At 38.4% G+C, this 22,729-nt stretch carries 26 protein-coding genes and 1 tRNA gene; 14 read left to right on the top strand and 13 right to left on the bottom strand.

The window, feature by feature from the left end; all coding sequences use genetic code 11:
• Positions 1 to 455: 455 nt before the first annotated feature.
• The 9 genes from IJE64_RS02660 to IJE64_RS02620 all read right to left on the bottom strand — a co-directional run bounded on the left by IJE64_RS02660 (position 456) and on the right by IJE64_RS02620 (position 8,075).
• Entirely contained in the window at positions 456 to 788 is a 333-nt protein-coding gene (locus IJE64_RS02660) for a hypothetical protein (RefSeq protein WP_292781628.1), read from the bottom strand.
• Positions 789 to 968: 180 nt separating this feature from the next.
• On the bottom strand, positions 969 to 2,336 hold the full coding sequence (locus IJE64_RS02655) for an MFS transporter (protein ID WP_292781626.1): 1,368 nt from the start codon (positions 2,334 to 2,336) through the stop codon (positions 969 to 971).
• A 4-nt stretch (positions 2,337 to 2,340) separates the two neighbouring features.
• Positions 2,341 to 2,691 carry a VOC family protein gene (locus IJE64_RS02650; RefSeq protein ID WP_292781624.1) on the bottom strand — a complete coding sequence of 117 codons (351 nt, stop codon included), beginning with the start codon at positions 2,689 to 2,691 and terminating at the stop codon, positions 2,341 to 2,343.
• 344 nt (positions 2,692 to 3,035) lie between these two features.
• Entirely contained in the window at positions 3,036 to 3,941 is a 906-nt protein-coding gene (locus tag IJE64_RS02645; RefSeq protein WP_292781622.1) for a DNA glycosylase, read from the bottom strand.
• Entirely contained in the window at positions 3,938 to 4,762 is an 825-nt protein-coding gene (gene hisF / locus IJE64_RS02640; protein ID WP_292781619.1) for an imidazole glycerol phosphate synthase subunit HisF, read from the bottom strand. Before hisF ends, IJE64_RS02645 begins: the two co-directional genes overlap by 4 nt.
• A 49-nt stretch (positions 4,763 to 4,811) precedes the next feature.
• The gene (locus tag IJE64_RS02635) at positions 4,812 to 4,973 is read right to left on the bottom strand and encodes a preprotein translocase subunit Sec61beta (RefSeq protein WP_292781616.1); all 162 of its coding nucleotides are present in this window, start codon (positions 4,971 to 4,973) and stop codon (positions 4,812 to 4,814) included.
• Positions 4,974 to 5,042: 69 nt separating this feature from the next.
• The gene (gene moaC / locus IJE64_RS02630) at positions 5,043 to 5,510 is read right to left on the bottom strand and encodes a cyclic pyranopterin monophosphate synthase MoaC (protein ID WP_292781614.1); all 468 of its coding nucleotides are present in this window, start codon (positions 5,508 to 5,510) and stop codon (positions 5,043 to 5,045) included.
• A gap of 5 nt (positions 5,511 to 5,515) precedes the next feature.
• Positions 5,516 to 6,724: a tRNA pseudouridine(54/55) synthase Pus10 gene (locus IJE64_RS02625; RefSeq protein WP_292781613.1), complete on the bottom strand. Its 1,209-nt coding sequence runs from the start codon at positions 6,722 to 6,724 to the stop codon at positions 5,516 to 5,518.
• A 1-nt stretch (position 6,725) separates the two neighbouring features.
• Complete coding sequence (locus tag IJE64_RS02620) at positions 6,726 to 8,075, bottom strand: signal recognition particle protein Srp54 (RefSeq protein ID WP_292781612.1); 1,350 nt, start codon at positions 8,073 to 8,075, stop codon at positions 6,726 to 6,728.
• Positions 8,076 to 8,170: 95 nt separating this feature from the next.
• Between IJE64_RS02620 and hpt the strand changes: the two genes are divergently transcribed.
• From hpt to IJE64_RS02580, 8 genes are all read left to right on the top strand, one after another.
• A complete protein-coding gene (gene hpt / locus IJE64_RS02615) occupies positions 8,171 to 8,740 on the top strand; it encodes a hypoxanthine/guanine phosphoribosyltransferase (RefSeq protein WP_292781609.1) in 570 nt (189 codons plus the stop codon).
• 1 nt (position 8,741) lies between these two features.
• Complete coding sequence (dph2, locus tag IJE64_RS02610) at positions 8,742 to 9,746, top strand: diphthamide biosynthesis enzyme Dph2 (RefSeq protein ID WP_292781607.1); 1,005 nt, start codon at positions 8,742 to 8,744, stop codon at positions 9,744 to 9,746.
• A gap of 75 nt (positions 9,747 to 9,821) precedes the next feature.
• Positions 9,822 to 10,391 (top strand): exosome complex RNA-binding protein Csl4, encoded by a 570-nt coding sequence (locus IJE64_RS02605; RefSeq protein WP_292781605.1) that lies wholly within the window; start codon positions 9,822 to 9,824, stop codon positions 10,389 to 10,391.
• A 14-nt stretch (positions 10,392 to 10,405) separates the two neighbouring features.
• Positions 10,406 to 10,684: a DNA-directed RNA polymerase subunit L gene (locus IJE64_RS02600; protein ID WP_292781602.1), complete on the top strand. Its 279-nt coding sequence runs from the start codon at positions 10,406 to 10,408 to the stop codon at positions 10,682 to 10,684.
• A 30-nt stretch (positions 10,685 to 10,714) separates the two neighbouring features.
• A complete protein-coding gene (locus IJE64_RS02595; protein WP_292781599.1) occupies positions 10,715 to 11,134 on the top strand; it encodes an NUDIX hydrolase in 420 nt (139 codons plus the stop codon).
• 84 nt (positions 11,135 to 11,218) lie between these two features.
• Positions 11,219 to 11,527 (top strand): transcription factor S, encoded by a 309-nt coding sequence (locus tag IJE64_RS02590; protein WP_292781597.1) that lies wholly within the window; start codon positions 11,219 to 11,221, stop codon positions 11,525 to 11,527.
• A 12-nt stretch (positions 11,528 to 11,539) separates the two neighbouring features.
• Positions 11,540 to 12,511: a topoisomerase IV gene (locus IJE64_RS02585; RefSeq protein WP_292781595.1), complete on the top strand. Its 972-nt coding sequence runs from the start codon at positions 11,540 to 11,542 to the stop codon at positions 12,509 to 12,511.
• Between the two features lie 10 nt (positions 12,512 to 12,521).
• Positions 12,522 to 12,596 (top strand) — tRNA-Arg (locus tag IJE64_RS02580).
• Position 12,597: 1 nt separating this feature from the next.
• On the opposite strand, the gene IJE64_RS02575 is transcribed toward IJE64_RS02580, so the two are convergent.
• Positions 12,598 to 14,427 carry a helicase C-terminal domain-containing protein gene (locus IJE64_RS02575; RefSeq protein ID WP_292781592.1) on the bottom strand — a complete coding sequence of 610 codons (1,830 nt, stop codon included), beginning with the start codon at positions 14,425 to 14,427 and terminating at the stop codon, positions 12,598 to 12,600.
• 95 nt (positions 14,428 to 14,522) lie between these two features.
• Between IJE64_RS02575 and cobI the strand changes: the two genes are divergently transcribed.
• A complete protein-coding gene (cobI, locus tag IJE64_RS02570) occupies positions 14,523 to 15,227 on the top strand; it encodes a precorrin-2 C(20)-methyltransferase (protein ID WP_292781589.1) in 705 nt (234 codons plus the stop codon).
• Here the strand turns inward: cobI and IJE64_RS02565 are convergent.
• On the bottom strand, positions 15,224 to 15,994 hold the full coding sequence (locus IJE64_RS02565) for a V4R domain-containing protein (RefSeq protein ID WP_292781586.1): 771 nt from the start codon (positions 15,992 to 15,994) through the stop codon (positions 15,224 to 15,226). The two genes, cobI and IJE64_RS02565, sit on opposite strands and share 4 nt — an antisense overlap.
• Positions 15,995 to 16,368: 374 nt before the next feature.
• Here IJE64_RS02565 and IJE64_RS02560 point away from each other — a divergent pair, with 374 nt between their 5' ends.
• From IJE64_RS02560 to IJE64_RS02550, 3 genes are all read left to right on the top strand, one after another.
• Positions 16,369 to 17,754, top strand: coding sequence for a carbon starvation protein A (locus tag IJE64_RS02560; protein ID WP_292781583.1), 1,386 nt, complete (start codon positions 16,369 to 16,371; stop codon positions 17,752 to 17,754).
• A 93-nt stretch (positions 17,755 to 17,847) separates the two neighbouring features.
• Positions 17,848 to 18,135 carry a hypothetical protein gene (locus IJE64_RS02555; RefSeq protein ID WP_292781581.1) on the top strand — a complete coding sequence of 96 codons (288 nt, stop codon included), beginning with the start codon at positions 17,848 to 17,850 and terminating at the stop codon, positions 18,133 to 18,135.
• Positions 18,116 to 18,751 carry a class I SAM-dependent methyltransferase gene (locus tag IJE64_RS02550; protein WP_292781578.1) on the top strand — a complete coding sequence of 212 codons (636 nt, stop codon included), beginning with the start codon at positions 18,116 to 18,118 and terminating at the stop codon, positions 18,749 to 18,751. Before IJE64_RS02555 ends, IJE64_RS02550 begins: the two co-directional genes overlap by 20 nt.
• Before the next feature lie 48 nt (positions 18,752 to 18,799).
• Here the strand turns inward: IJE64_RS02550 and IJE64_RS02545 are convergent, their stop codons facing one another.
• Positions 18,800 to 19,579, bottom strand: a complete 780-nt coding sequence (locus IJE64_RS02545) for a class I SAM-dependent methyltransferase (protein WP_292781576.1) — start codon at positions 19,577 to 19,579, stop codon at positions 18,800 to 18,802.
• Positions 19,580 to 19,743: 164 nt separating this feature from the next.
• Between IJE64_RS02545 and IJE64_RS02540 the strand changes: the two genes are divergently transcribed.
• Complete coding sequence (locus IJE64_RS02540; RefSeq protein WP_292781573.1) at positions 19,744 to 20,421, top strand: sister chromatid cohesion protein PDS5; 678 nt, start codon at positions 19,744 to 19,746, stop codon at positions 20,419 to 20,421.
• A gap of 1 nt (position 20,422) precedes the next feature.
• Entirely contained in the window at positions 20,423 to 20,857 is a 435-nt protein-coding gene (locus IJE64_RS02535; protein WP_292781570.1) for a hypothetical protein, read from the top strand.
• Between the two features lie 184 nt (positions 20,858 to 21,041).
• Here IJE64_RS02535 and IJE64_RS02530 read toward each other — a convergent pair whose 3' ends face one another.
• On the bottom strand, positions 21,042 to 22,694 hold the full coding sequence (locus tag IJE64_RS02530) for an AarF/ABC1/UbiB kinase family protein (protein ID WP_292781567.1): 1,653 nt from the start codon (positions 22,692 to 22,694) through the stop codon (positions 21,042 to 21,044).
• Between the last annotated feature and the right edge of the window lie 35 nt (positions 22,695 to 22,729).

The following is a 22,729-nucleotide window of genomic DNA, read 5'->3' as shown; positions in this document are numbered from 1 at the left end:
TTTAAAACCACAATTAATTACTATTAATTGAATAATATATCATTTATAAATTACTCCTATATAAAAAAAGAGAAAGAGCATTTGAAAAGTAATCGAATAACGAACTCAGAGCAATTTTTCACACCCAAAACAATTTAATATACCCCACAATAAAAAAAGAAAGTATACCGAACAAAAAGTCATGACCTAAAATAGCCTCCAGAAAACACAAAATAAAAAAAATGCAACAAAATTAATTAAAAAAAAATAGTACACCCAACAGCGCAATTCATCCCCAACCTTAAAGAGGTCGAGGCATTCTTGCAAAATTAAGATAAATTTTTTCTAAAATAGTTTTTAATTATCTAAGTCATTAAATGTTCTAATAATATTCTCTGCAATTTCAAATGCAGAATTGATGCTTGTGAAATTCCATTCAGCATACTTATAGGAATATTTTACCAGGTTTAATATCCTTAAAATCCTTTCCCTGTTTGTAAATAGTAATCACCATCCACAGTCACAATAAAATCAATCTCCATGAAAAGATCCTTAGAAACTCCAGAATCTAAACAAAATTTCTCAATATCCTTTTCGATCATGACTCTTAGCTTATGCCACTTTTCCAGTGTTAAATCCGCAGCATATCTAATATAGTACTGAACTTTAGGGATTCCCTCCTCATCAAAGTTACTTTGATGACATGATGTCAAACAGGGATACTTTACTAAAACAGTGCTTTTAATGAATTCATAAATCGAACTATACGGTTCAGGATTTTGATTGAATACTTCCTCAAAATTTTGCAAAATAATTTCACCTCTTTTGATTGTTAAAAATACTTTATTTCAATTATTATTTTAAAATATTCGATGTGCAGAAAATCACATTTATGATAATGTGTATTTAAAAAATCTTATTTATAAATTCACTTTGATTTGACATCAATTTTTCACTATCAAAGCAATATTACGGGAAAAAAACATTTCCTAATTCTCATCTGCAGACCTGATTCCCACAAAAGAAGCAAACACGGATGCCACGCAAAGCACGACGCAAATGATGCAGGTTATCTGGCAACTGCTGATAAGCAGATGATAGACTCCAGGCTCAATAGCTACATTTCCCATCACAAAGGCAAAGACCAAGGTCAGGATTCCCATACTCATCGCCTGGCCGACTGTCCGCATGGTCGAAACGGCGGCAGATGCAACGGAAGTGTCCTTTGGAGGAACCGAACTCATTATTACGTTTGTGTTCGGCGGGGAAAACAGCCCGAACCCGACACCGTAAAGTATCATGGATATGATTAGAAACTCAAGCGAGGTTCCACTGTCCAAAAACGAGAACATCACAAGTGAAGCCGTTCCAAGCCCCATTCCAATTGCAGCCAAAATCTGTGGAACATATCTGTCAGAGAGCCTTCCAGCTATCGGGGCGATGACAACCTGACATAGCGGAGCGGCAAGCAAGATTATTCCGCTTGTCTGTGAATCGAATCCCTTTATGTACTGCAGGTGATAATTGAGAATGGTCGTTACGGCGAAAGTGGCCAGATATGCGCACAGTGATGCGAAATTGGCTGAGAGAAACCTGTGGTTTTTGAAAAACCTCACGTCGAATACCGGATTGTCGACCCTAAGCTCGACAAATGCAAACATCACCAGGACAATTACACCCAGAACTGTCAATATCACTCCAGATGTCTCATTGAGTATCGTGAAGCCGTACATGAAAAGCACCATGCCGATGCCGTAAAGGACAGAGCCTTTCAAGTCAAGACTTACATTTTTAAAGGTGATCCATTCCTCATCCACCTTGGTTAAAAGCAAGGCCAAAATGACAAACAGGAACGGGACGCCAAAGAGAACTACGGACTGCCAGCCCAGCTGATAGTTTAAAATCCCTCCCAGAACTGGAGAAAGGGATAAACCGATATAGACTGCAGTGATGTTGATTCCCAAGGCCTTTCCCCTCTCTTCAGGTGCAAAGGCGGACACCACCATCGCCATTGATGTGACGTTGATAAACGACAATGCTATTCCAAGTATCAGACGGCTGAACAGGAACATCTCCTGGGTTGTGACCAATACATTGACAACAGAAATGATGATGAAGAGAACTATGCTTAGGATTGTGACCTTTTTAAGGCCGTATTTTCCCGAAATCTGTCCTGCTGGAACCGACATTACGGCTACGACCAGCAAAAATATGATGGTAACCCAATTCTGGACGATATTGCTCATGTGAAACTCGGCTGCGATTGTCGGAATTATGACAATCACTGCATTTACGGCAAACACCGTGAAAAACGACAATACCGAACATATTAAAAGGATTAGATTCTTTGATTGCATTTGACTACCTTGTATGTTGCACTAAAACGATGTTGATGCCATTGGGATCAATAACTCTTGCCATGTAGCCCACCTGTGTTTCAACAGGCATTAAGGCAATGTTGGCTCCCTTCTCTTCCAATTTTTCAATCTCTTCGTTGATGTCTTCCACATCCATTCCTATGGAATATATGCCTGTTTCAAAAGCATCGCTTTGGATTAATTCGATGCCCGCAAAGCCATCACCATTCAAAAGTGTGATCTTTCCTCCGGGAACATCAAACTCCTCATCAAAAGTGAAATCCAATGTTTTTGTGTAGAAATCAACGCTTTCCTGCATGTCATCGACAATCATTGTAGCATATCTGATTTTCATAGTAATACTTATTGGATTTTGGATTGATAATGATTTCTATGAATATGATGAAAAATGTCCAATCACTATTAACCCTGCAATTCAATGAATTAATAGAAAATAAAAGAAATATACAAAGAATGAAGAACCTACAGCCACCTAATTGACCATGACAAATATGGAAAGTCGTCGCCTGTGGCGACAAGGACTTGCAGGCTAAATCTTACGATTTTTACCTTCCAATCTTCACACGAATATATGATTTTCAAATTATATAAGTCTAATTATTAAATTAAAGCAATAATTCAGACTAAAATCAATTTTATAGACCTGGACAAAACCAATTTTTAAAATATTTTTTTAAGCTATTTCAATTTGGCCATCAAGCCTGATTTTCGCGCATAATGAAACATGTACAGCTGCACATAGCCTGCATATTGGCCAAACTCCTCCATTCCAAAGTCACGCACCTTGGCTACGCTTATGTCCTTTCCATCAAAATATAAGTAAGAAACAATCCTTTTTATCCATACATCAGATGGAAAAGCCTCCTTGAAGTCAAATCCATAAAGCAGTATGCAGTCAGCCACCTTTGGACCCACTCCCGGCACTTTTAAAATAGTCTCAAAAGCCTCTTCATAGGACATCTTGGGAATTTCAGAAAGGTCAATTTCAAGTGTAAAGATTTCTGAAGCTTTTTTCATATAGCCTGCACGATAACCTACGCCACATGATTTCAAGTTGTTTCCACTGCATTTTCCACAAGCCAACGATTCTTCCTCGTCATCTTCATATAAATCCTGAATTACGGATTTGTCTGGAAAAGAATAAAAGTTATTGAAATAGTTTTTTCCCCACTTCTCTTTTATATCGCTTATGGATTTTGTCCATCGCTTGATTGAATTGTTGGCAGAACAGATTGATGAGATTATGCATTCGAATTCGTCCTTTGCAAGAAAGAGTCTCAAGCCATTGCAGAATTCAGACATGTCGCAGAGCTCTGCATGGTTGGATAAGTACCTATAAAATCCATTCAAATCAAAATTAAGATCGTAGATGTAGTTCAATTTCGAAATGGCTGCTGATTTTGAAACATCGCCCTTAAAATTAAAATCAATAAACTCGCCGGATTGCTTCACATCAAAAAGAACAGGTTTTCCCTCGACCATTACAACATCACTGAAACCACCATCAACACACTTCCATGGAGGTTGGGAGGTCTGGCCTGACATCTGAGTCAGTTGCAAATCGATGGGTGCCTTGATTATCATAAGCGAACAGCCACGTCATTTTCTTTCAGGTACTGCTTAACTGTGGGAATTGAATACTGATTGAAGTGAAATATGCTTGCTGCAAGGGCCGCTGAAACGTCTGTCTTTTCAAACACTTCCAGGATATGCTTCGGCTCTCCGACACCGCCGCTTGCTATTACCGGAATGTCGACCGCATCATTGATTGCCTTGTTAAGCTCAATGTCATATCCGTTTTGGGTTCCGTCACCGTCCATGCTTGTCAAAAGAATCTCTCCGGCACCCAGATCCTGACATCTGACTGCCCATGCAATCGCATCGATGCCTGTAAACTCACGTCCGCCATAGATGCTTGTATCAAACCAGCAGTAGCCCTTATCTGTCTCGATTACTATCTTGTCCGGTGCGTCATCAGGATGTGAGACATATCTTCTTTTCGCATCGATTCCAATCACTACGGCCTGTGATCCGACCACTTTGGAAGCTTCGGTCAAAAGCTCCGGATTCTTGATGGCCGCTGTGTTTGTTGAGCACTTGTCAGCGCCTGCCCTAAGCATCTTGATATAATCATCGACCTTTCTTATTCCGCCACCTACACAGATTGGCATGAACACATTTTCTGTTAGCCTGTCAATAACGTCCGCCATTGTAGCGCGCCTTTCATGTGATGCGGTAATGTCTAGAACGACAACCTCGTCTGCGCCTTCCTCATAATAGCGTGTCGCAAGGTCAACCGGATTTCCGGCATATTTTATCTGCTTGAACTCAACGCCCTTGACAACCCGGCCTTCTGGAACCTGCAAGTCACAATCTAGACAAGGAATAATTCTTTTAGTCAACATAATAATCTATAATAAAAAAAAGTAGTATTGTTTTTTAAAAAAAACAATATTAAGCTGAATATCTTAAAACAAAACAAAATATAGCTAAAACTATAGTACCAATGATAATGTGCTCAGGTGAAAGTTTTGGGCCTAAACTTTCTTCATCAAAGTATCTTACCAAACCTGCACCGGTTTGAGGCATAGAAATCTTATTATCTTTTTTCGCCATAATAATTCTCCATTAAATTAATTTATAAAAATAACTGAATATAATTATTTTCTTCATAGTATATAAACTTTAGATTTTCTCTTTTCTGATTACCTTGATATCGCTTATTCTGGTGTCTGGGTACTGTCCGTCCTCATCCTTCTCGACAGCCTTTACCATGTCCCACACTGTAAGCAAGGCAACGCTGACACCGGTGATAGCTTCCATTTCAACACCTGTCTTTCCTAAAGTGTTGACGGCACATGTTGCTATTATCTCATCATCTTTCAGTTCAAAATCAAGCTCTATTCCGGTCAAAGCCAAAGGATGGCAAAGCGGAATTATTGATGATGTGTTCTTGACAGCCTGAATTCCGGCGATTTGAGCGGTAGTCAGAACGTTTCCCTTTTTGATCTCCTCATTTTGAATTAGTTTAATTGTATTTTCATCCAGAAATATGCTTCCGCTGGCTATAGCTCTTCTTTTTTGGTCAGGTTTTTCCCCAACTTCAACCATATGTACTCCACTGTCTGTTAAATGTGTAAACTCCTCTGCCATAATATCTACTTCTCACTTACTTCAATTACATCCAATTGCTCGCAAATTGCATTGACGCCCAATATTTCACTTACATTGGGATTGCTTCTTCCTTCATCGCCTGAAATCAGTTCCTTGATGTACAATCCGCCTTCGGTCTTGATGCGCATGCTGAAGGTCACCTCATCGATGATTTCATATGACAAATCCAGCACGTGCTTGATACGAATCATGTCTGTTCGTCTTCTAAGAACTCTTAATGGAGTTTGCTGGTGGATTTCATTCAATTTAGTCAATTCAACTAGCTTTTCACTGTCAAATGCCTCATCGCATTTTACGATAGCGTTGTAAACCTTATAGGTATCTGGAGAAGACTGCTTAATCTCTGCCTTTCTTGGTCTCTCGCAAGGATGGAGATTGTGATAGGCAGTTTTTCCTTCATTGATTCTGTTTAAGCACTCTTCCAATTTATCATAATCAAGATTTCTAAGTCTAGGTTCTTTTATCTCTAAAACGAATGGCCTTCCAGAGCCCAGCATCAACACGTCAATGTCTTCACGGCCGGCGCCATGGAATTTCGCTTCACGTCCTCTGGTCAATTTCAATACATGCTCAGAAATCAGCTCTTCAACGGATTCAGGATACTGCTTTCCTGTGAAATTGCACTCTTCGCATCCCCTTCCCTTGCATTTGGTGCATGGCCATTTTGTTTGGGGAATGCCACGCTTGAACTTGTTGTATTTGCCTTCAATATATAATGGATTGATTTGTATCTTGACCCTGGGACTTTTTCTCAAATCGACATTGAATACAATGTCCTGCCTTTCAAATTCGGCTTCCTTGCCGTATATTTCCCAAATTTTAAGGCCTATTACACGATTGACTTCCTTCTTGATGGTTTCAACATCCAAATCGAATTTTTCTGATAGTTCCTCATCCCTTTTTTGGATGTCCTTGTCTATCTGCGAGCCGACAAGAAACGTTTCGAACTCGATGCCCAGCTGGTTGATCTTATCGTCTATCTTGGCGAACAAATCATCATTGATCTTGTCAAACAGGTTACCGCATATTGCACAGTCAGCATCGTTCAAATCAATGCCCAGCTCTTCGGACACTTTCTCGGCCCTTTCGATGTTGTTGGACCCTTCTATCGTTTTGGATAGCTTGCGGCCAAGGCAATGCCTGCAGATTTTTCCGTCAGTCTCATCCAAAATCTCTCTAGCTAAACCGTACATGCTATCTGTTCATGAATTGACCCATCATGCGGTTCATCGCTCCGCCGCCCAAACGTCCGCCACGCTTGCCGAAACCTTTCATGGTCTTTTTGGTGTTGTTGTAATATTTCAAAAGCTCTTTGACTTCACTTTCCTCAACGCCGGAACCACGGGCAATTCTGCGGATGCGTGACTGCTTGATGAGTTTCGGATTCATCATCTCCTCTTCGGTCATTGAAGACATCATGACCTTATAGGTGTCAATCTTGTCCTCGGTCATCTTGGAGGCTTCCTTTGAAATCTTGTTTCCCATGCCCGGAATCATGTTGAGGACCTGCTGCATCGGACCCATCTTGTTCATCATGTCAAACTGGTTTTTCATGTCCATCAATGTGAACTTTCCGCTCAGCATGTTGTTCATGGTCTTCTCTGCAACATCCTCGTCGATGTTCTCTTCAGCCTTTTCTATAAGGGATTTGATGTCTCCCATTCCAAGCAATCTGGAAATGAATCTTTCAGGGTCGAACAGCTCAAAGTCATCGATTCTCTCACCGGTACCGATGAACTTGATTGGAGCGCCTGTTTCTGCAACAGCAGACATAGCTCCCCCACCTTTAGCGGAACCGTCCAGTTTTGTGATTATTATGGAACCGATGTCGGTGGCCTGTGAGAAAGCCCTTGCCTGTTCGCCGGCCTGCTGACCGATGGTACCGTCGATTACAAGGATTGCTTCTGTAGGGTTGATGATGTTGTCGAGCTCATCCATCTCGGCAATCAGGTCCTCTTCCTGCTTGTGCCTACCTGCAGTATCGAAAATGATGACTTTTCTGTTTTTGAACTCTTTCAAACCTTTTTCAGCCAAATCAAGTGCGTCCTTGTTGTCCGGATCACCATAAAGCGGAACATCCATCTCTTCTGTCAATTGCCTTAGCTGTTCGTATGCTGCAGGTCTCCATGTGTCTGTACAGACAACAGCAGGATTGAAACCCTTTTTCTGAAGATACCTACATAGCTTACCGATGGTTGTGGTCTTACCGCTACCCTGAAGACCTAAAAACAGAATCTTGTAAGGCCTCTCGTTAATGTCCAGTCCGGCGGCCTCGCTGCCCAAAAGGTTTACCATCTCTTCATAAATAATCGTTATGACATGTTCTCTTGGAGTGATACCTTTCGGAGGTTCCTCTTCAAGAGCCCTTTCCTCAATTTTTTTTGATAAATCTAAAACCAATTTAATATTAACGTCTGATTGAATTAATGCACGTTGTATGTCTTTTACAACTTCCTTGATTGTCTTTTTATCAATAACAGACATTCCCACTAATTTCTTCATTGTATTAGTAAGATTTTCTCCTAAGTTTCCGAGCATTGCCATTCTTATCACTCAAATAAAATTGTATTAGCAAAATTATATAATTATATTAAAATATATTTATATTTATCTAAGTTTTAAAATTTTTGTGTGAGACTATGTTAGAGGAAGTTAAGAAATCTTTGGAAGAGTCACCAATCGTTAAAAAAGGCGACTATAATTACTTTGTAAATCCAATCAGCGATGGCGTTCCTGCAATGGACCCTAAAATGTTGCGTGAACTATCCCTAGCCGTGCATAAACATGCAAATTTGGATGTTGATAAAATTGTGGCTGTTGAAGCAATGGGAATACATCTGGCTACTGCACTGTCCCTCGCAACAGACAAGCCCTTTGTCGTAATCCGCAAAAGGCAATACGGCCTTGAAGGCGAAACTGAAGTCTATCAAAAAACAGGATACGGCTCATCAAACCTTTACATCAACGACCTTCACAAAGGCGAAAAGATACTGCTCATCGATGATGTCGTAAGTACCGGAGGAACATTGATAGCCCTAATCAGAACCCTGCAGGATTTGGGCCTTGAAATAAAATCCACCGTGGCAGTCATCGAAAAAGGCGAAGGAAAGGAAATTGTCAAAAAGGAAACCGGTGTTGACGTATTGTCAATTGTAAAGCTGGATGTCATTGATGGAAAAGTCGTGATTGAAAAGACAATTGAAGATTAAAATGTCAATGTACAACATGGATGTGGACAAAGTAATCCGCAAGATCAATTCCAGGGATGCCGAAACTGTTGGTCTTCAATTTCCAGAAGGCCTTAAAATGCAAGCCGTCAAGATTGCAAAGCAAATCGAGGTGGAAACTGAAGCGACAGTTATCATATCCGGAGACCCTTGTTTTGGAGCCTGCGACGTGAGCGACTATAAGATGAAAGGCTCAGTCGACTTGATTGTCCACTACGGACACACACCTCTTCCGCTGAAATACGAAGTTCCTACACTATTCATTGAAGCATTCTCAAACATTGACATTAAAAAAAGCCTTGAAAAATCTCTTGATGAACTTAAAGGCTATTCAAGAATAGGATTGGTTACCACTACACAGCACCTTCATCTTTTGGCTGAAATCAAGGACTATCTTGAAGACAATGGAAAGGAAGTGATTTTAGGCTCCTCCCCATCAACCAGGAAAGGGCAGGTACTGGGATGCAACTTCTCATCAATCAAGGACCTGGATGTTGAAGCGTTCCTCTTTGTAGGCAGCGGAAATTTCCATCCTTTGGGAATAAATCTCTTTTCAAACACCCCCGTTCTTGCACTGGATCCATACAACAACGAAATCAGGAAAATGGATGAATACGCCGACAGGATTTTAAGGATAAGGTTTGCAAGGATAACAAAGGCAAGGACCGCAACGAAATGGGGAATCATCGTGTCCTCAAAGGAAGGCCAATACAGGATGAGCCTTGCAAAGGAAATCAAAAAGACTTTAGAGGACAATGGAATGGAAGCCTACATCATACTGGCAGACCATATAAATCCAGATATACTGCTACCTTATCTTGAACTAGAGGCCTTTGTAGTCAGTGCATGCCCTAGAATAGCCATTGATGATTCTCAAATGTATAAAAAACCATTATTAACACCTCAGGAATTGGAGATTGTGCTGAACAAAAGAGAATGGGAAAACTATCAGCTGGATGAAATACTATTCCATGAACGTTACAAATAGCTTTAAATATTAATATAATATAAAATTATAATATTAAGAAAATTTTATAAAATCTTTATTTTGGTGATTTTTAATATGAGTATGAAAGACAAACAAGTAGTATTGCCTGGAGATAAGCTAGGAATTATCGAACAGTATCTTCCAGGAGACGGTACTTATGATGATAATGGTGATATAAAATCATCAGTAATAGGCAATGTTAAAATTAATCAAAAAATGAAGGTTATTTCTGTTGAAGGTGCTACAAAACCTGCACTTCTGAAAGTTGGAGATATGGTATACGGTCAAATCACTGATATCAAGCCTCAAAGGGCAAATGTAAAAATTGACTGTATCAAAGACAATCCAAGACCATTAGCCTTGCCGTATATGGGAGCCATTCACATATCCCAGGCTAAAAAAGATTATCTTGAAAAATTAGGAGACGCTTTTAGAATAGGAGACATAATTCAAGCAAAAGTGGTTAAGATTACCGGAGATAATGTTGATTTAGGCACTGTTGATGACGAATGCGGAGTGCTCAAAGCAATGTGCACACGCTGCAGGGACTACATGCACACCACCTCAAAGGGAAATGAGCTTCAATGTAATACATGTAACAAAAAGGAAAGGCGTAAAGTGTCTAAAAATTACGTCAATGATTAATTAAGGTTGATAAAATGGAAAATATTGAAATTATAGAAGACAAAACTTTAGAGTTAACATTTATTGTAAAGGATGAAAGTCACGGAGTCTGCAATGCATTAAGGCATATCCTAATGCAGGACCCTGACGTTGAATATGCTGTTTACAATATAGACCATCCTCTTACCGGAAAACCTGAAATGACAATAAAGACAAAAAGAGGAAAAAGGCCTAGAGTCGTATTGAAAAAAGCAGCCGAAGAACTCGAAAAAGAAAGTTCCGAATTCAAAAAACTTATCGATGAAGCTTTATAGCTTCCCATTTATTTTTTTTTATGTGATTTGATGTCAAATTACAAAGTTCCTTCATTAACCACTGATATCTTTATTTTTGATGAAAATTTTAATTTTATTTTAATAAAAAGAAAGAATGATCCCTACAAAGGTCATTGGGCTTTGCCTGGCGGATTTGTGGAATATGGTGAAAGCGTGGAAACATCAGCCATACGAGAAGCCAAAGAGGAGACAAGCATTGATGTTGAGCTTATGGATTTAGTGAACGTCTATTCCGCACCGGATAGGGACCCAAGAGGACACACAGTTACAGTGGCATATACTGCAAAAGGGGATATGAGTGTTAAAAAAGCCGATAGCGATGCGGCAGACATTGCAATTTTTTCACCCGAAAAATTGGATGAAATCGATTTGGCTTTTGACCATGAAGAAATAATTAAAGATTGCCTAAAAACAGCAAAAAGGGGCTAAAAAGGGCATATATTTAAATAAGTTAAAAAAAAAATTTAATGAGTATATAGAGTTAAAACAAAAAAATTAATAGAGGAGAGTTAAATGGAATTTTGTCCCGAATGCGGAGCTATGCTGCTTCCAAAAGATGGGAAGCTGGAATGTAGCTGCGGATATTCTAAAAATTTGGCAGACAACGATGAATATGAAGTTTCTGCTAAAAGAGTAGCTGAAGAAACAGTTAAGATGCTTGGAGAAGACATTGAAGTGGGTCCTAGTGTAACTGAGACCTGTCCGGAATGCGGACACGATAAAGCGACATACAAATTGATACAAACCCGAAGTGCCGATGAGGCGCCAACCCGAATTTTTACTTGTTCTAAATGCAAACACACCTGGAGAGCATACGACTAAAGAGGATTTCTTATGAAAGATTCTGAAGAAAAAGATCATAGGATTTCAAATCTCAAGGACATGATTAGCAATGTCACAGAGGGTGACGACAAAGGTTCTCCTGACGATATTGAAGAGGATTTAGAGCTAATCGAATATCTCAACGAGGATAAAAGCGAAGATTTAGAAATCGATGATGAATTCATCTACCATCCCGATGAGGATGGAGGGGATGCAATTAATTTAGAGGAAACTCCTATCGATGAAGATTTTATAATCAAAGCTCCTTCAGAAAATGAACTGGAAGAGGATAAGGGAAACGATGAGGGAGGAGACGCTTTCGATGAGTTTTCAGGGGAACTTTCGGAAAGCTTCGACAATCTGGTGAATGCCAAGGTTGGAAAGACTCCCCTTTTAGCTATTGTCAGCGCAGTTTTAGGAGCGGTATTCCTTGGACTTTCAGCATATGTATTCTCAACAAGAAGTGAAAGAATCATAGACAATGTTGTTTCAGGCGAAACAAACGTGATAACAGTTGGCCTTTTAATATTAGGCGTGTTATTCCTAGCATATGGATTATATAAGATAATAGGATTTAGAAATCCAATGGATGGTTGGTTCAAAAGCATTGATTCAATTGAAGATGAAGACAAAAAGAATGCAAAACCCGAAAAAGATGAACCAACCGAAAAAGTCATTCCAAAAAGTAAAATTCCTCTCGACAAGGAATCTTACAAAATTGGAGAATTCAGTTTTAAAGACTTGAAAAATAAACTCAAACCATCAAAACCGAAACCAGCACCACCAACTCAAGAAGAGATTGATAAAATCCCGCCGGCTCGTGAAAAACCCGAAGAGAAAAAGGGTTTGACTTCTGAGGAAATTGAAGAGCTCGAATATAACCAGGCAGTTCTTGAAGGCGAATCAATCGACGACATCTTTGCTGAAGTTGAAGATATCGATGACATTCCAATTATTTCTATAAACGACGAAAAAGAAAAATAGATTTATTTTTGGGCCTGTAGTCTAGTCAGGATATGACGCAGGACTTCGGATCCTGAGATCGGGGGTTCAAATCCCTCCAGGTCCGTTTATTTCTTAACCCTAACAACCGCTTCCTTGAAGAAGTCGGGAATCAATGACCTGTACATCGGACTTTTGAACAGCATGTTGATGTCACTGTCGATGATGTATGTGTAACATGAATCGTCCTCTGCCCTCATTCCACGGCCATAAGCCTGCATGAGAGTCATTACTGTCTTGTATGCATACCATTTCTTGTCCCTTTTCATTCTCATGTTCACCTGCTTGTCTCCAAGGTAAGGGAAAGGTATCTTATAGATGATCTGGAACCTGCACTTGTCATAAGGCAAATCAACGCCTTCACTCATTGAAGGTGAAACTAAAACTAAAGGATTTTCATCTTTTTCAAAGAAATCCAGGATTTGCTCCCTGTTTTTTGATGAATGTGAAATCAGCCTGGTGTTATAGAGATTATTGAGAATATACTGCTGGCACTTATAGCTGTGAGTGTGAATCAAACCCTTATCTCCCTCATGTCTTTTTAGAATTTCCTGCAGAATTGGTATTGTTTTTGGGGCAGTATTCTTTATGCGATTTGCTGACATCTTTCCTGCCAAATTCAGGATGATAGGTCTTTTTTCCTTTGAGAACGGACTGTCCACCTTAATGTGATAGACCTCATTCGGATTGAGGCCCAGCCATTTGGAAAACATCTTATGGGAAAGTATTGTAGCGCTCATGAAGATAACGACATCCCCATACTTCAACAGATTATCCTTGGCATAGTGGTGCACCCTCAACGGCTTAAAAACGACACCTGTCTCATCGGCGTCAATGACCCAATTTTTAGGCTCCTTTTCCAGGTTATTGCTGAGAGTCTTTAATCTGGATATTGTGGACCTGATTCTGTCGGCCTTGTTTTTTGCAACATCCTTCAAGTCTATATCCTCATAGCTTTCACGAATCGCACTGACCTCCATCTTCCAATCTGAAAGCTCGCCATCTTTTAATGTTTCCTCTGATATTCTCTTGCTAATGTCCTTTTCAAGGGTGCGATTATATAATGTAACTTCCATCGTGGCCATCAATTTGTTCTCTATATTGTGGGCTTCGTCCAATATCAAAAGGGAACGTGGAGCGAAATGCTTGACGTAATTAAGCTCGACAATCGCATAGTCATAGTTCATCAAAGTTATTGGGGAATTGATTGCATTGGCCTTCTGGTTCCAATAGTGGCAATGGTTGGCTGACTGGTAAAAAACAGCGCCACCGAATGAATCCTCAAATGCCAATTCAGCATCGAGAGACGGATTTTTGGCAACCCCATATTGACAGAAAAAGTTTTTGGATGTTGGTGCTGTCTTGCATGCCCCCATGTCGCAGGTTGTTTCCAAGTTTTGATTCAAGCATGAAAAGTTACCCCTGCCCTTAACCAAAGGAAAGTCAAACTCCCCTGAGTATTGGGACTGCAGCTGCTTGGTCATGGTCAGGATATAGGCTGATTCATACATTTTTGCAAGTGTTGTGGCTATTGCAGATTTGCCCGTGCCGGTGCCCGCCTCCAAGATGATGTACTTGTATCCTTTTCTTATAGCGTCATTTATATCCTGAATGATATCCAGTTGACCTGATCTAGGCTCTGTAAATGGAAAGTTTTCAATTATCTCCTCATCTATTGCGGGATAAATTTCCTTTAGATATGCGGCAGTTCCCTCATCCAGCTTATGATTGTCAATTGAATAGACTTCGGGAATTTCATCGTCCAATATGGATGAGGTCCTAGGTTTGGAAAAGCTGAATAGATTGGTTGGACCTTCAGATTCCTTTTTGGCGTACTTTCCACATGTACAGTTACTTTTCAACATTCCGCAATTTGGGCAAAAAATAGAATTTGACATTAAAGATATATTAGTTAGGATAATATAAATAAATTATAGGAAGAGCATTTGAAAAGTAATATATAAATAAAAATGTTGTAATTAAAAGTGATTATATGGCAGAAAAAGGAAAACTATACGGAATTGGTGTTGGACCTGGAGATACAGAATTGCTTACATTGAAAGCTGCTAGAATTTTAAAATCAGTGCCGGTTATATTTACACCAAAATCATCCAAAGAAAAGGAAAGTATTGCATTATCAATCGTGAAGCCAATACTTGAAGAAAGAGACGATTATAAAAGATTAATGCTTGTTACACCTATTTTTCCAATGATTGAAGATAAAGAGGAACTTGAAAAAATCTGGACAAGCGCATCCGAAATGATAGCCCAATACCTAAACAGCGGAAGGGATGTCGCTTTCATTACACTCGGAGACCCATCAGTGTTCAGCACTTACGCATATGTCCAGAAGAAGCTGATTGGAGAATATGAAATTGAAACAGTGCCGGGAATCACCTCTTTTACAGCCTGTGCTGCGGCCAGAAACAAGGCATTGGTGGAACAGAACCAGATATTGTCCATTGTTCCTAAAATAGATGACAGGCTGGAACAGGTGCTTGAATACAGTGACTCCATTGTGCTTATGAAAGCTTCCAGAAACACTTCTGAGCTGGAAAAAACAATAGAGCAGGATGAAAGGCAAAAGGAAATTTATTCCGTGCAGAACTGCACACGTGAAAATGAAAAGATAATAGAAGGATTTTCCAACGAAAAGCCTTATCTAACAACAACAATAATTAAATTTGAAGATGATTAGTAACCTGTAATCCCAAGGGGTTCAATCTCGAATACGCATTTTTCATCACCCATCGTATAGCATTGGGTTTCAATGACGCTAACTGGGAGGTTGAAAAATTCCGTGAACAATCCTTCTAGGATTCCTGTGTCCAAATAACAGGCAGGTTTTCCAGTTCTTGGAAGCAATCCGCATTCAAAGCAATCGTATGTGGTAATCTTAATGATTTGGCCTACATCAAAAGTGATTCTGCCTAAACCGTTCTCTTGCCAAAAACCGGCGATGTTTTCCATGAACACATCCAAATCGTCATCATACACTTTGTCAAAGATGGACCTGCCAATGCTATTTCCTGTGGACTGCAAAATCGGATCTATATTTATTCCTTCCTGAATCAGCATGGCCTTTAGAGTATGGAACAGTAAAGTGGAAAATTCGGCGTCCTCATCCACGATGTTTTTTACAAGGTAATCAGCTTTGGTTTCCTCAATTTCCTTTGGCTCGGAAACGTCAACAGACCCTATATATTTTGAGTTTAAATAAAATATTTTCTTTCTATTATCGACAGGATGAACCTTATAAGATATGATTCCACTTTCCCTTAAACTTTTAAGATGAACTGAAACTGTGGATTTTGATTTACCTGTATTGCTGACTATTTCATCGAATTCCATATCTCTATCTCTGAGCATTTCTAGAATTGTAAGTTTTACTGGGCTTTTGACAACATTGACTCCAACATTCTCATTGGAATTTGAAAAGATTTGGATGGGTTTCTGTTCGCTCATTTTAAAATCTCCCATAGTTATAAGTATATTAGTAATTTATAGGTTTATAAATATAACTATAATTGAAAAAAGCAATCTTGTTCAATAAAATAAGTGAAAAACTAAACAAATTAAAATGCAAATTAAAAATAAATACGAACTGTTCGTTTTAATTCATATAAAATAGTTCGTATACCATCTTTCATGATTACCGCCCAAAATTTAAATTCGAAATTGGCCCTTATCATGGCCTTCCATAAGAACCGTTGAAACATCATGCTAAAGCGCATCATTGCCAATCCATCATGAATCAGCTGTGCTGATCAGTCAAAATGCAAGTGCATTTCCACAATGCGAAAATTTTTTTTATAATTGAAATACAAAAATATGTTACAATGTATAGTTTTATCATTTGTCTTTTAGCATTGATTGCATCGTACTTTGTTTATGGAAAGATTGTTGAAAGGACTGTGGGTGTTGATGAGACCAAAGAAACTCCAGCATATAGATTGCATGACGGTGTTGACTATATGCCCATGTCTAGAATCAGGGCTTTTTTAGTTCATTTTTTAAATATCGCCGGTTTGGGGCCAATCTTTGGAGCAATACAAGGTGCATTATTTGGTCCGGCAGCATTTTTATGGATTACATTGGGCACAATCTTCATTGGTGGAGTTCATGATTTCTTCTCAGGATTCATGTCCCTTCGAAATGATGGGCTGACAATGCCGAATATCGTCTCAAAGTATTTGGGAAGCAAAATAAAAGAGGTTGTTGCGATTCTTATTGTGCTGACTGGTATTTTCGTTGCGGCCACTTTTGCAACAGGAGCTGCGGATTTACTTGCCGACCTGACTAATGTCCATATACATATTTGGATAATAATAATATTTGCCTACTTTTTAATTGCAACAATATTTCCGGTTGATAAAATTATCGGAAGAATATATCCTATCTTCGGTGTATTGTTCCTAATCATGGCAGTTTTGATGACAGGAGCATTGATTCTAAATCCGGGATACACAATTCCAGAGTTTACAACACAGGGATTGTATCTGACTGATAAAACTATTTTCCCATACCTATTCGTCACCATTGCCTGCGGAGCCATTTCCGGTTTTCATGCATCCCAATCCCCGATTGTCGCAAGATGCATAGAAAATGAAAACGATTCAAGGCCAGTGTTTTTTGGCGCAATGGTATTGGAAGGCATAACAGCCCTTTGTTGGGCAGCCATTGCAATGGCATTTTTCCATGGCCAGCCACAGCTTGCAGTAATTTACGGTTCAAGCCCTTCAGTTGCCGTTTATGAAATGGCAAAAACATTGATAGGACCTGTCGGTTTGATTTTAACCATTGCTGGAGTTGTTATCTGTCCAATTACATCAGGAGACACAGCACTCAGAAGCTCAAGAATAACAATTGCCGATCACTTCGATCATGGTCAAGACAAGTTAATTACAAGGCTGAAAATAGGATTGCCTTTGGGTCTGGTGGCATTTGGCCTAACCTTTGTTGATTTCAGTTTGATTTGGAGATATTTTGCCTGGTCCCAATTGATAGTGGCTACAATAGTGCTATTTACTGCAACCGCCTATCTGATTAAAAAGGAAAAGCCGTACATCATTACATTGGCTCCGGCTGTCGTGTGTACTTTAATTGGATTTGCATATATCCTGCAAGCCAAGGAAGGTTTGAGACTGCCTTCAATGACTGCAAACATAATTTCGGTTATTGCAACGGTCATCGTCACGGCAATCTTCATTAAAAAGTATAGATAGCAAAAATCACATGAAATACGAACAATTCGTATGAAACTTCTGATGCTTAGGTTCACCACTAACTTTAATAAAAAATTGTCATAAATTAAGTATATGAATGAAAATCTCTATGGAATGTTTGATAAAGTCTTAAAATCCGAATTTTCAATTATAGAAGAAGGTCCAAAAAAGACAATTGAACTGGGAAAAGATGCCGAATATGGAAAAATGGAAACTTACTCCCTATTTGATGGAACCGTCATCGCTTTCATGAACATCAATATTGACAATATGGATAATGTATTTATCGAAGATAACCTCTCCTCCCGTCTGCTTCAAATCAATCACTGTGCTAAAGGCAGATACGCATATGCGGTGGGCGATGATAGCGAATGTTGCTAGAAGCTACAATTTAGACCAGATGGTACAGAATTACATCGATAATCATGATAAATGCAATATTGTCAATTTGGGAGTGGGTCTTGAAACATCATACTATAGGATTAATAGAAAGAATTCTATGTTTTTTGAAGTTGACCTACCTGAAGTGATTGAACTGAGAGAAAAATACCTTGAAGTGGGAGAAAATGAAAAATTCATTAAAGGAGATCTATTCAAACTTGAGTGGTGTGAAGAATTAGACACCACTTCACCAACATTAATGATAGTTTCTGGAGTGTTCCAGTATTTCCATGAGAACGATGTTCTCAAATTCATCAGTGCCACTAAGAATATCTTTGAAAATGCGGAATTAATCTTTGATGCCACCAACAAATTTGGAATTAAATATACAAATTTCTATGTTAAACGAACCGGGAATTCATCAGCAATTATGTATTTTTATCTGGAAGATGCCAATGAATTTGCAAAAAAAGCTGATTGCCAATTGATAGAATGTAGGGGATTTTATAAAGATGCAATCAAAATGTTAAATAAAAAAGTAGGATTGTATGCAAAAATTTCAATGAAAGTTGCGGATAGGCGAAAAAATGCTATGATTTTGCATTTAAAAATTTAATTAATTAATTAGCAAGTACTTATTAAAGCACTTACTAACAATAATGATTTATTTTTCAAGAACAGCAATATAATCCATTCTTTTTCTCAACATTGGAAGCCATGTAACTATCCTATAGTGTGGCTTATAGACATTGACCCCCTCAAACAGATTAACATCCTTAATCCATTTGAAGTTATGGTTAAATTCTGTCAATTCATGACCTTTTTCAACGCCCCATATGAATTTGGAGTCAGTATCCTCTATTGATTCCTCTTTAGTGTTTTCAACTGAAATTGGAGGCATTATCTCCATGAAGACTGTGCATTTATCAAAATTCTCATCTATTATGTTAATGATGTCCTCCACATCCTTCTGATTTAGATACATTGTCAGTCCCTCAACAATGAATAGGACATCATTCCTTATCAGGATTTCTTGAGCCCAACCTGAATCCATTGCGGAATAGGCGAGTGTTTTTACCCTGTCTGTATCCTCAATATATTTCAGCCTATAATTTGCTGAGTTTTCCAAATCCACATTATACCAATTGATTTTGCCGTTATCCAGCCTGTTGAAACGTGTATCCATTCCAGATGCAATATTCACAATTGTGCATTCAGGATGGGCATTGATATAGTCACCAACCATTTCATCCAATACGATTGTCCTTGCGATTGTTCCAAGCTGCATGAATTTGTCCTTTTCAGCTATGCTGAAATCATAATCAACTTTTGAAATTACTTCTATAGCCTTTGAATCATAGAATTTATGATTTTTTTGCTGTGAATGCTTTGCTTTGGCAAATAATGTTAAAAGCATTGTTTTTTCTACGCCTTCTAAATTCATAAGTATACCTCCGTAGGTTAATTTGATTTATATAATAGTTGTGTGGAATACTATATAAATTTTTAGGCATACCTAAATTTTTGAATTAGGAATGCCCAACATTTGCATTAATTTAATTACTATCAAAATCAATAATTAATAAAACAATACTTGAAAGCATTAATATGTCAAGAGATAGTGATGATAAAGAGATACTGAAAGAACTAAGAGCCTTAACAAAAAATAAGGAAAACTGGAAAGAAAATATAGATGATATTGCAGTTAAATTGAATGAAAATCATTCAATTACCGTGAAAGCAAAGGCCCTATGGATTCTTGGAGAAATGGGACTGAAATATCCTGCCAAAATAGAAGGGCATGTTCCAGATATTGCAGACTACCTGGAAGCTGACAATCCCAAATTGCGAGAAAGGTCAGCAAATGCAATGGGAAGGATAGGCCGGGCCAATAAAGATTTGATTATTCCATATATTGACAAATTAATGAAATTGAAAGATGATGAATCATACAACGTTAGACATGCATTCATCTGGGCATGTGAAAACATTGCAATGAACGCTCCGGAATTGTTTTGTGAAAAACTGGAGATTTTCTACCAAATGATATTTGATTCGGCGGAGAAAGTCAGAATGGAAGCACCGGAAATGTTTAGAGTAATTGGAAAAAGAAACCCTGATTGTGTAAAACCTTACCTGGATAAATTAGAATGGATTGCAGAAAATGATGAACATCCTGTGGTTCGTATTCACACTGCCAGTGCAGTTCGCATTACAAAAAAGCAATGCCCTCCACATTCTAAAAAAAACATAAATTTCTTAATGAACATCGAAATAATATATTAACATGACTTTCATGAACAATGGTGGAAATATAAAGCAGTTTCAATTGGTTAAATTTGTGAATGAAAATTGCGATGATAACCATGTGATATCAAAAATTTCCATTGTGCTTCGCCGAGACAAAATCGAAGCCCCTTATTATATGGATACCAAAATCAGACTGTCTTCCTGTATTGATAGGCAAGATACTGGAATTATTCATGCAATGGATATCTTAAACCACAATAGAATGTATAATTTAACTGAAGATAAATATAATGAAATCAAATCATTAATTCTTGATGCATTCGATGACAATAATGAATCAGACCAAGTGAAAATCTTTAAAGAAGACAAGCGGCTGAAGATAGTTTTGATGTCTAAAAATGATGATGAAATTGTGAATCTTTTTGAAAACTATCATGAGCTTTTTGAAATAATAGATAATCTTATTGATTAGTGAACACGGGAAAACGAAACAAGACAATGAAATAAAGGAATTGAATGAATTGAAATCTATCCATGACGAAAATGCTGAATTAAAGGATTTTGATTAAAAATAAGTAAAGTGACAAGGGTCACAACGAAAAATGTAATTGTTACTTTTTTGAGTTTCCGATAAGCCATTAGTTTTTTCGCTGAACCTAATCTCTTTCTATCATATACTCGATTACTAAAAAAGCACCTAACACAGCACTAAAGACAAAACCAATCAGTCCAATTGCTGACATGTCCCAAATTTTTGGACCTGCCCCTCCTATAATCGCCAATGAGGACCCTATAATCATTGATGACAAAATTAATGATACTGACAACTGATTTGCCAATTCGTTGATTTGTTCATGTCTTAATTTTACTTCAAGATTCCCATCCTCTATTTTAGTGGCCGTGTTTCTGATGGTGTCTGGCAAACCCTTTGCCAAATGTTCCAATTGCAACAGATAGTTTATACCGACTTTGCTCATCCTTTTTGGCTTGAATTTGTTTGTGATTATTTTGCGGGATAGCTTTTTCAGTTCTGCTGCGGCATTGAAGTTCGGGTCCAATTTCTTACCTGTGTCTTCGATGATTGCTATTCCACGGCCGATCATGACAAATTCCTTTGGAAGGACTATGTTGTTTTTAATCATTACATTCAACAAAGCCTCCATTGCCCCATCCATGTTCCTCAGTTCAGCACCGTAATATAAGTTCATTAAACTGTCTATATCATCCTGCAATTCAGGGGTGTTCTGTGATGTGGTGATAATGTCCATGTAGATTAGCTGATTGATGATGTTGCTTGAGTTGCCGCTTATCATCAATAGAATCAACTCCGCCAAATCCTCCTTAAAGTCATCGTTCAGAATTCCCATCATTCCCGCATCGATATAGCATAGCTTCTGGTCTTCGGTTACAATCAGATTGCCGGGGTGCGGGTCTGCATGGAAAAATCCATCAATCATCATCTGCTTAAAGTAAGACTTGAGGCCGTAGTTTGCTATTTTTTTCTTGTCGATTTCAGGATAATCCCCCTTGATTAAATCCGTGACTTCAACTCCCTTTATCAATTCCATAGTAAGGACCTTTTCAGAGCAGTAGTCCATATATGCATCGGGTATTTTTATGTAGCTAACACCCCGAAAGTTTGCTGAAAGCCTTTGCAGGTTCATCAGTTCTTCCGTGAAATTAAGCTCTTTAAGGATGCTTCGATCAAATTCGTCGACCATAGCAGGGAGGTTGTAAACTCTGGAGGACGATATGAATCTGTCAACTCTTGTTGCTAAAAATTTCATTATTTTAAGGTCAGATTCTATAATTTCCTGAATGTTCGGTTTTTGAACTTTAATGGCAACTTCCATGTCCTCTTCTTTTAATGTGGCCTTATATACCTGGCCGATTGATGCTGATCCAATCGGCGTTTCATCAATGCTTGAAAATATCTCGTCTATTGGGGCGTCAAGCTCCTCTTCAATCAGGGGTTTCATTTCATCAAAAGGAGTCACAGGCGTATTGTCCCTGAGTTGCTGAAGTTCTTCTGCAATTTCTATTCCAACCAAATCGGGCCTTGTGCTTAACATCTGACCTAGTTTGATATATGCCGGCCCTAACTGTTCCAACACGTTTCGTATTCTTATTGGAACGGTCTCATCTAGAACTGCTACTTCTTCTTGGTATTTCTTATTTCTTAAGAACGGAAATCTTTTAAAAAAGGTATTCTCCTCTATTAAATATCCGAAATCGTTTTCCTTAAGAACCTTGTAGATTTCATTAATTCTTTTTATGTTGTCGTTTCTTGAGTTGGCTGTGACCTTCATTATATTAATAATTGTAAAATATATAATATATCTTT

The organism is Methanobrevibacter sp. (genome assembly GCF_017409525.1).
In the GTDB taxonomy this organism is placed as follows: Archaea; Methanobacteriota; Methanobacteria; order Methanobacteriales; family Methanobacteriaceae; genus Methanocatella.
The sequence above is the reverse complement of the archived record's forward strand: the minus strand, read 5'-3'. Positions and strand labels throughout refer to the sequence as shown.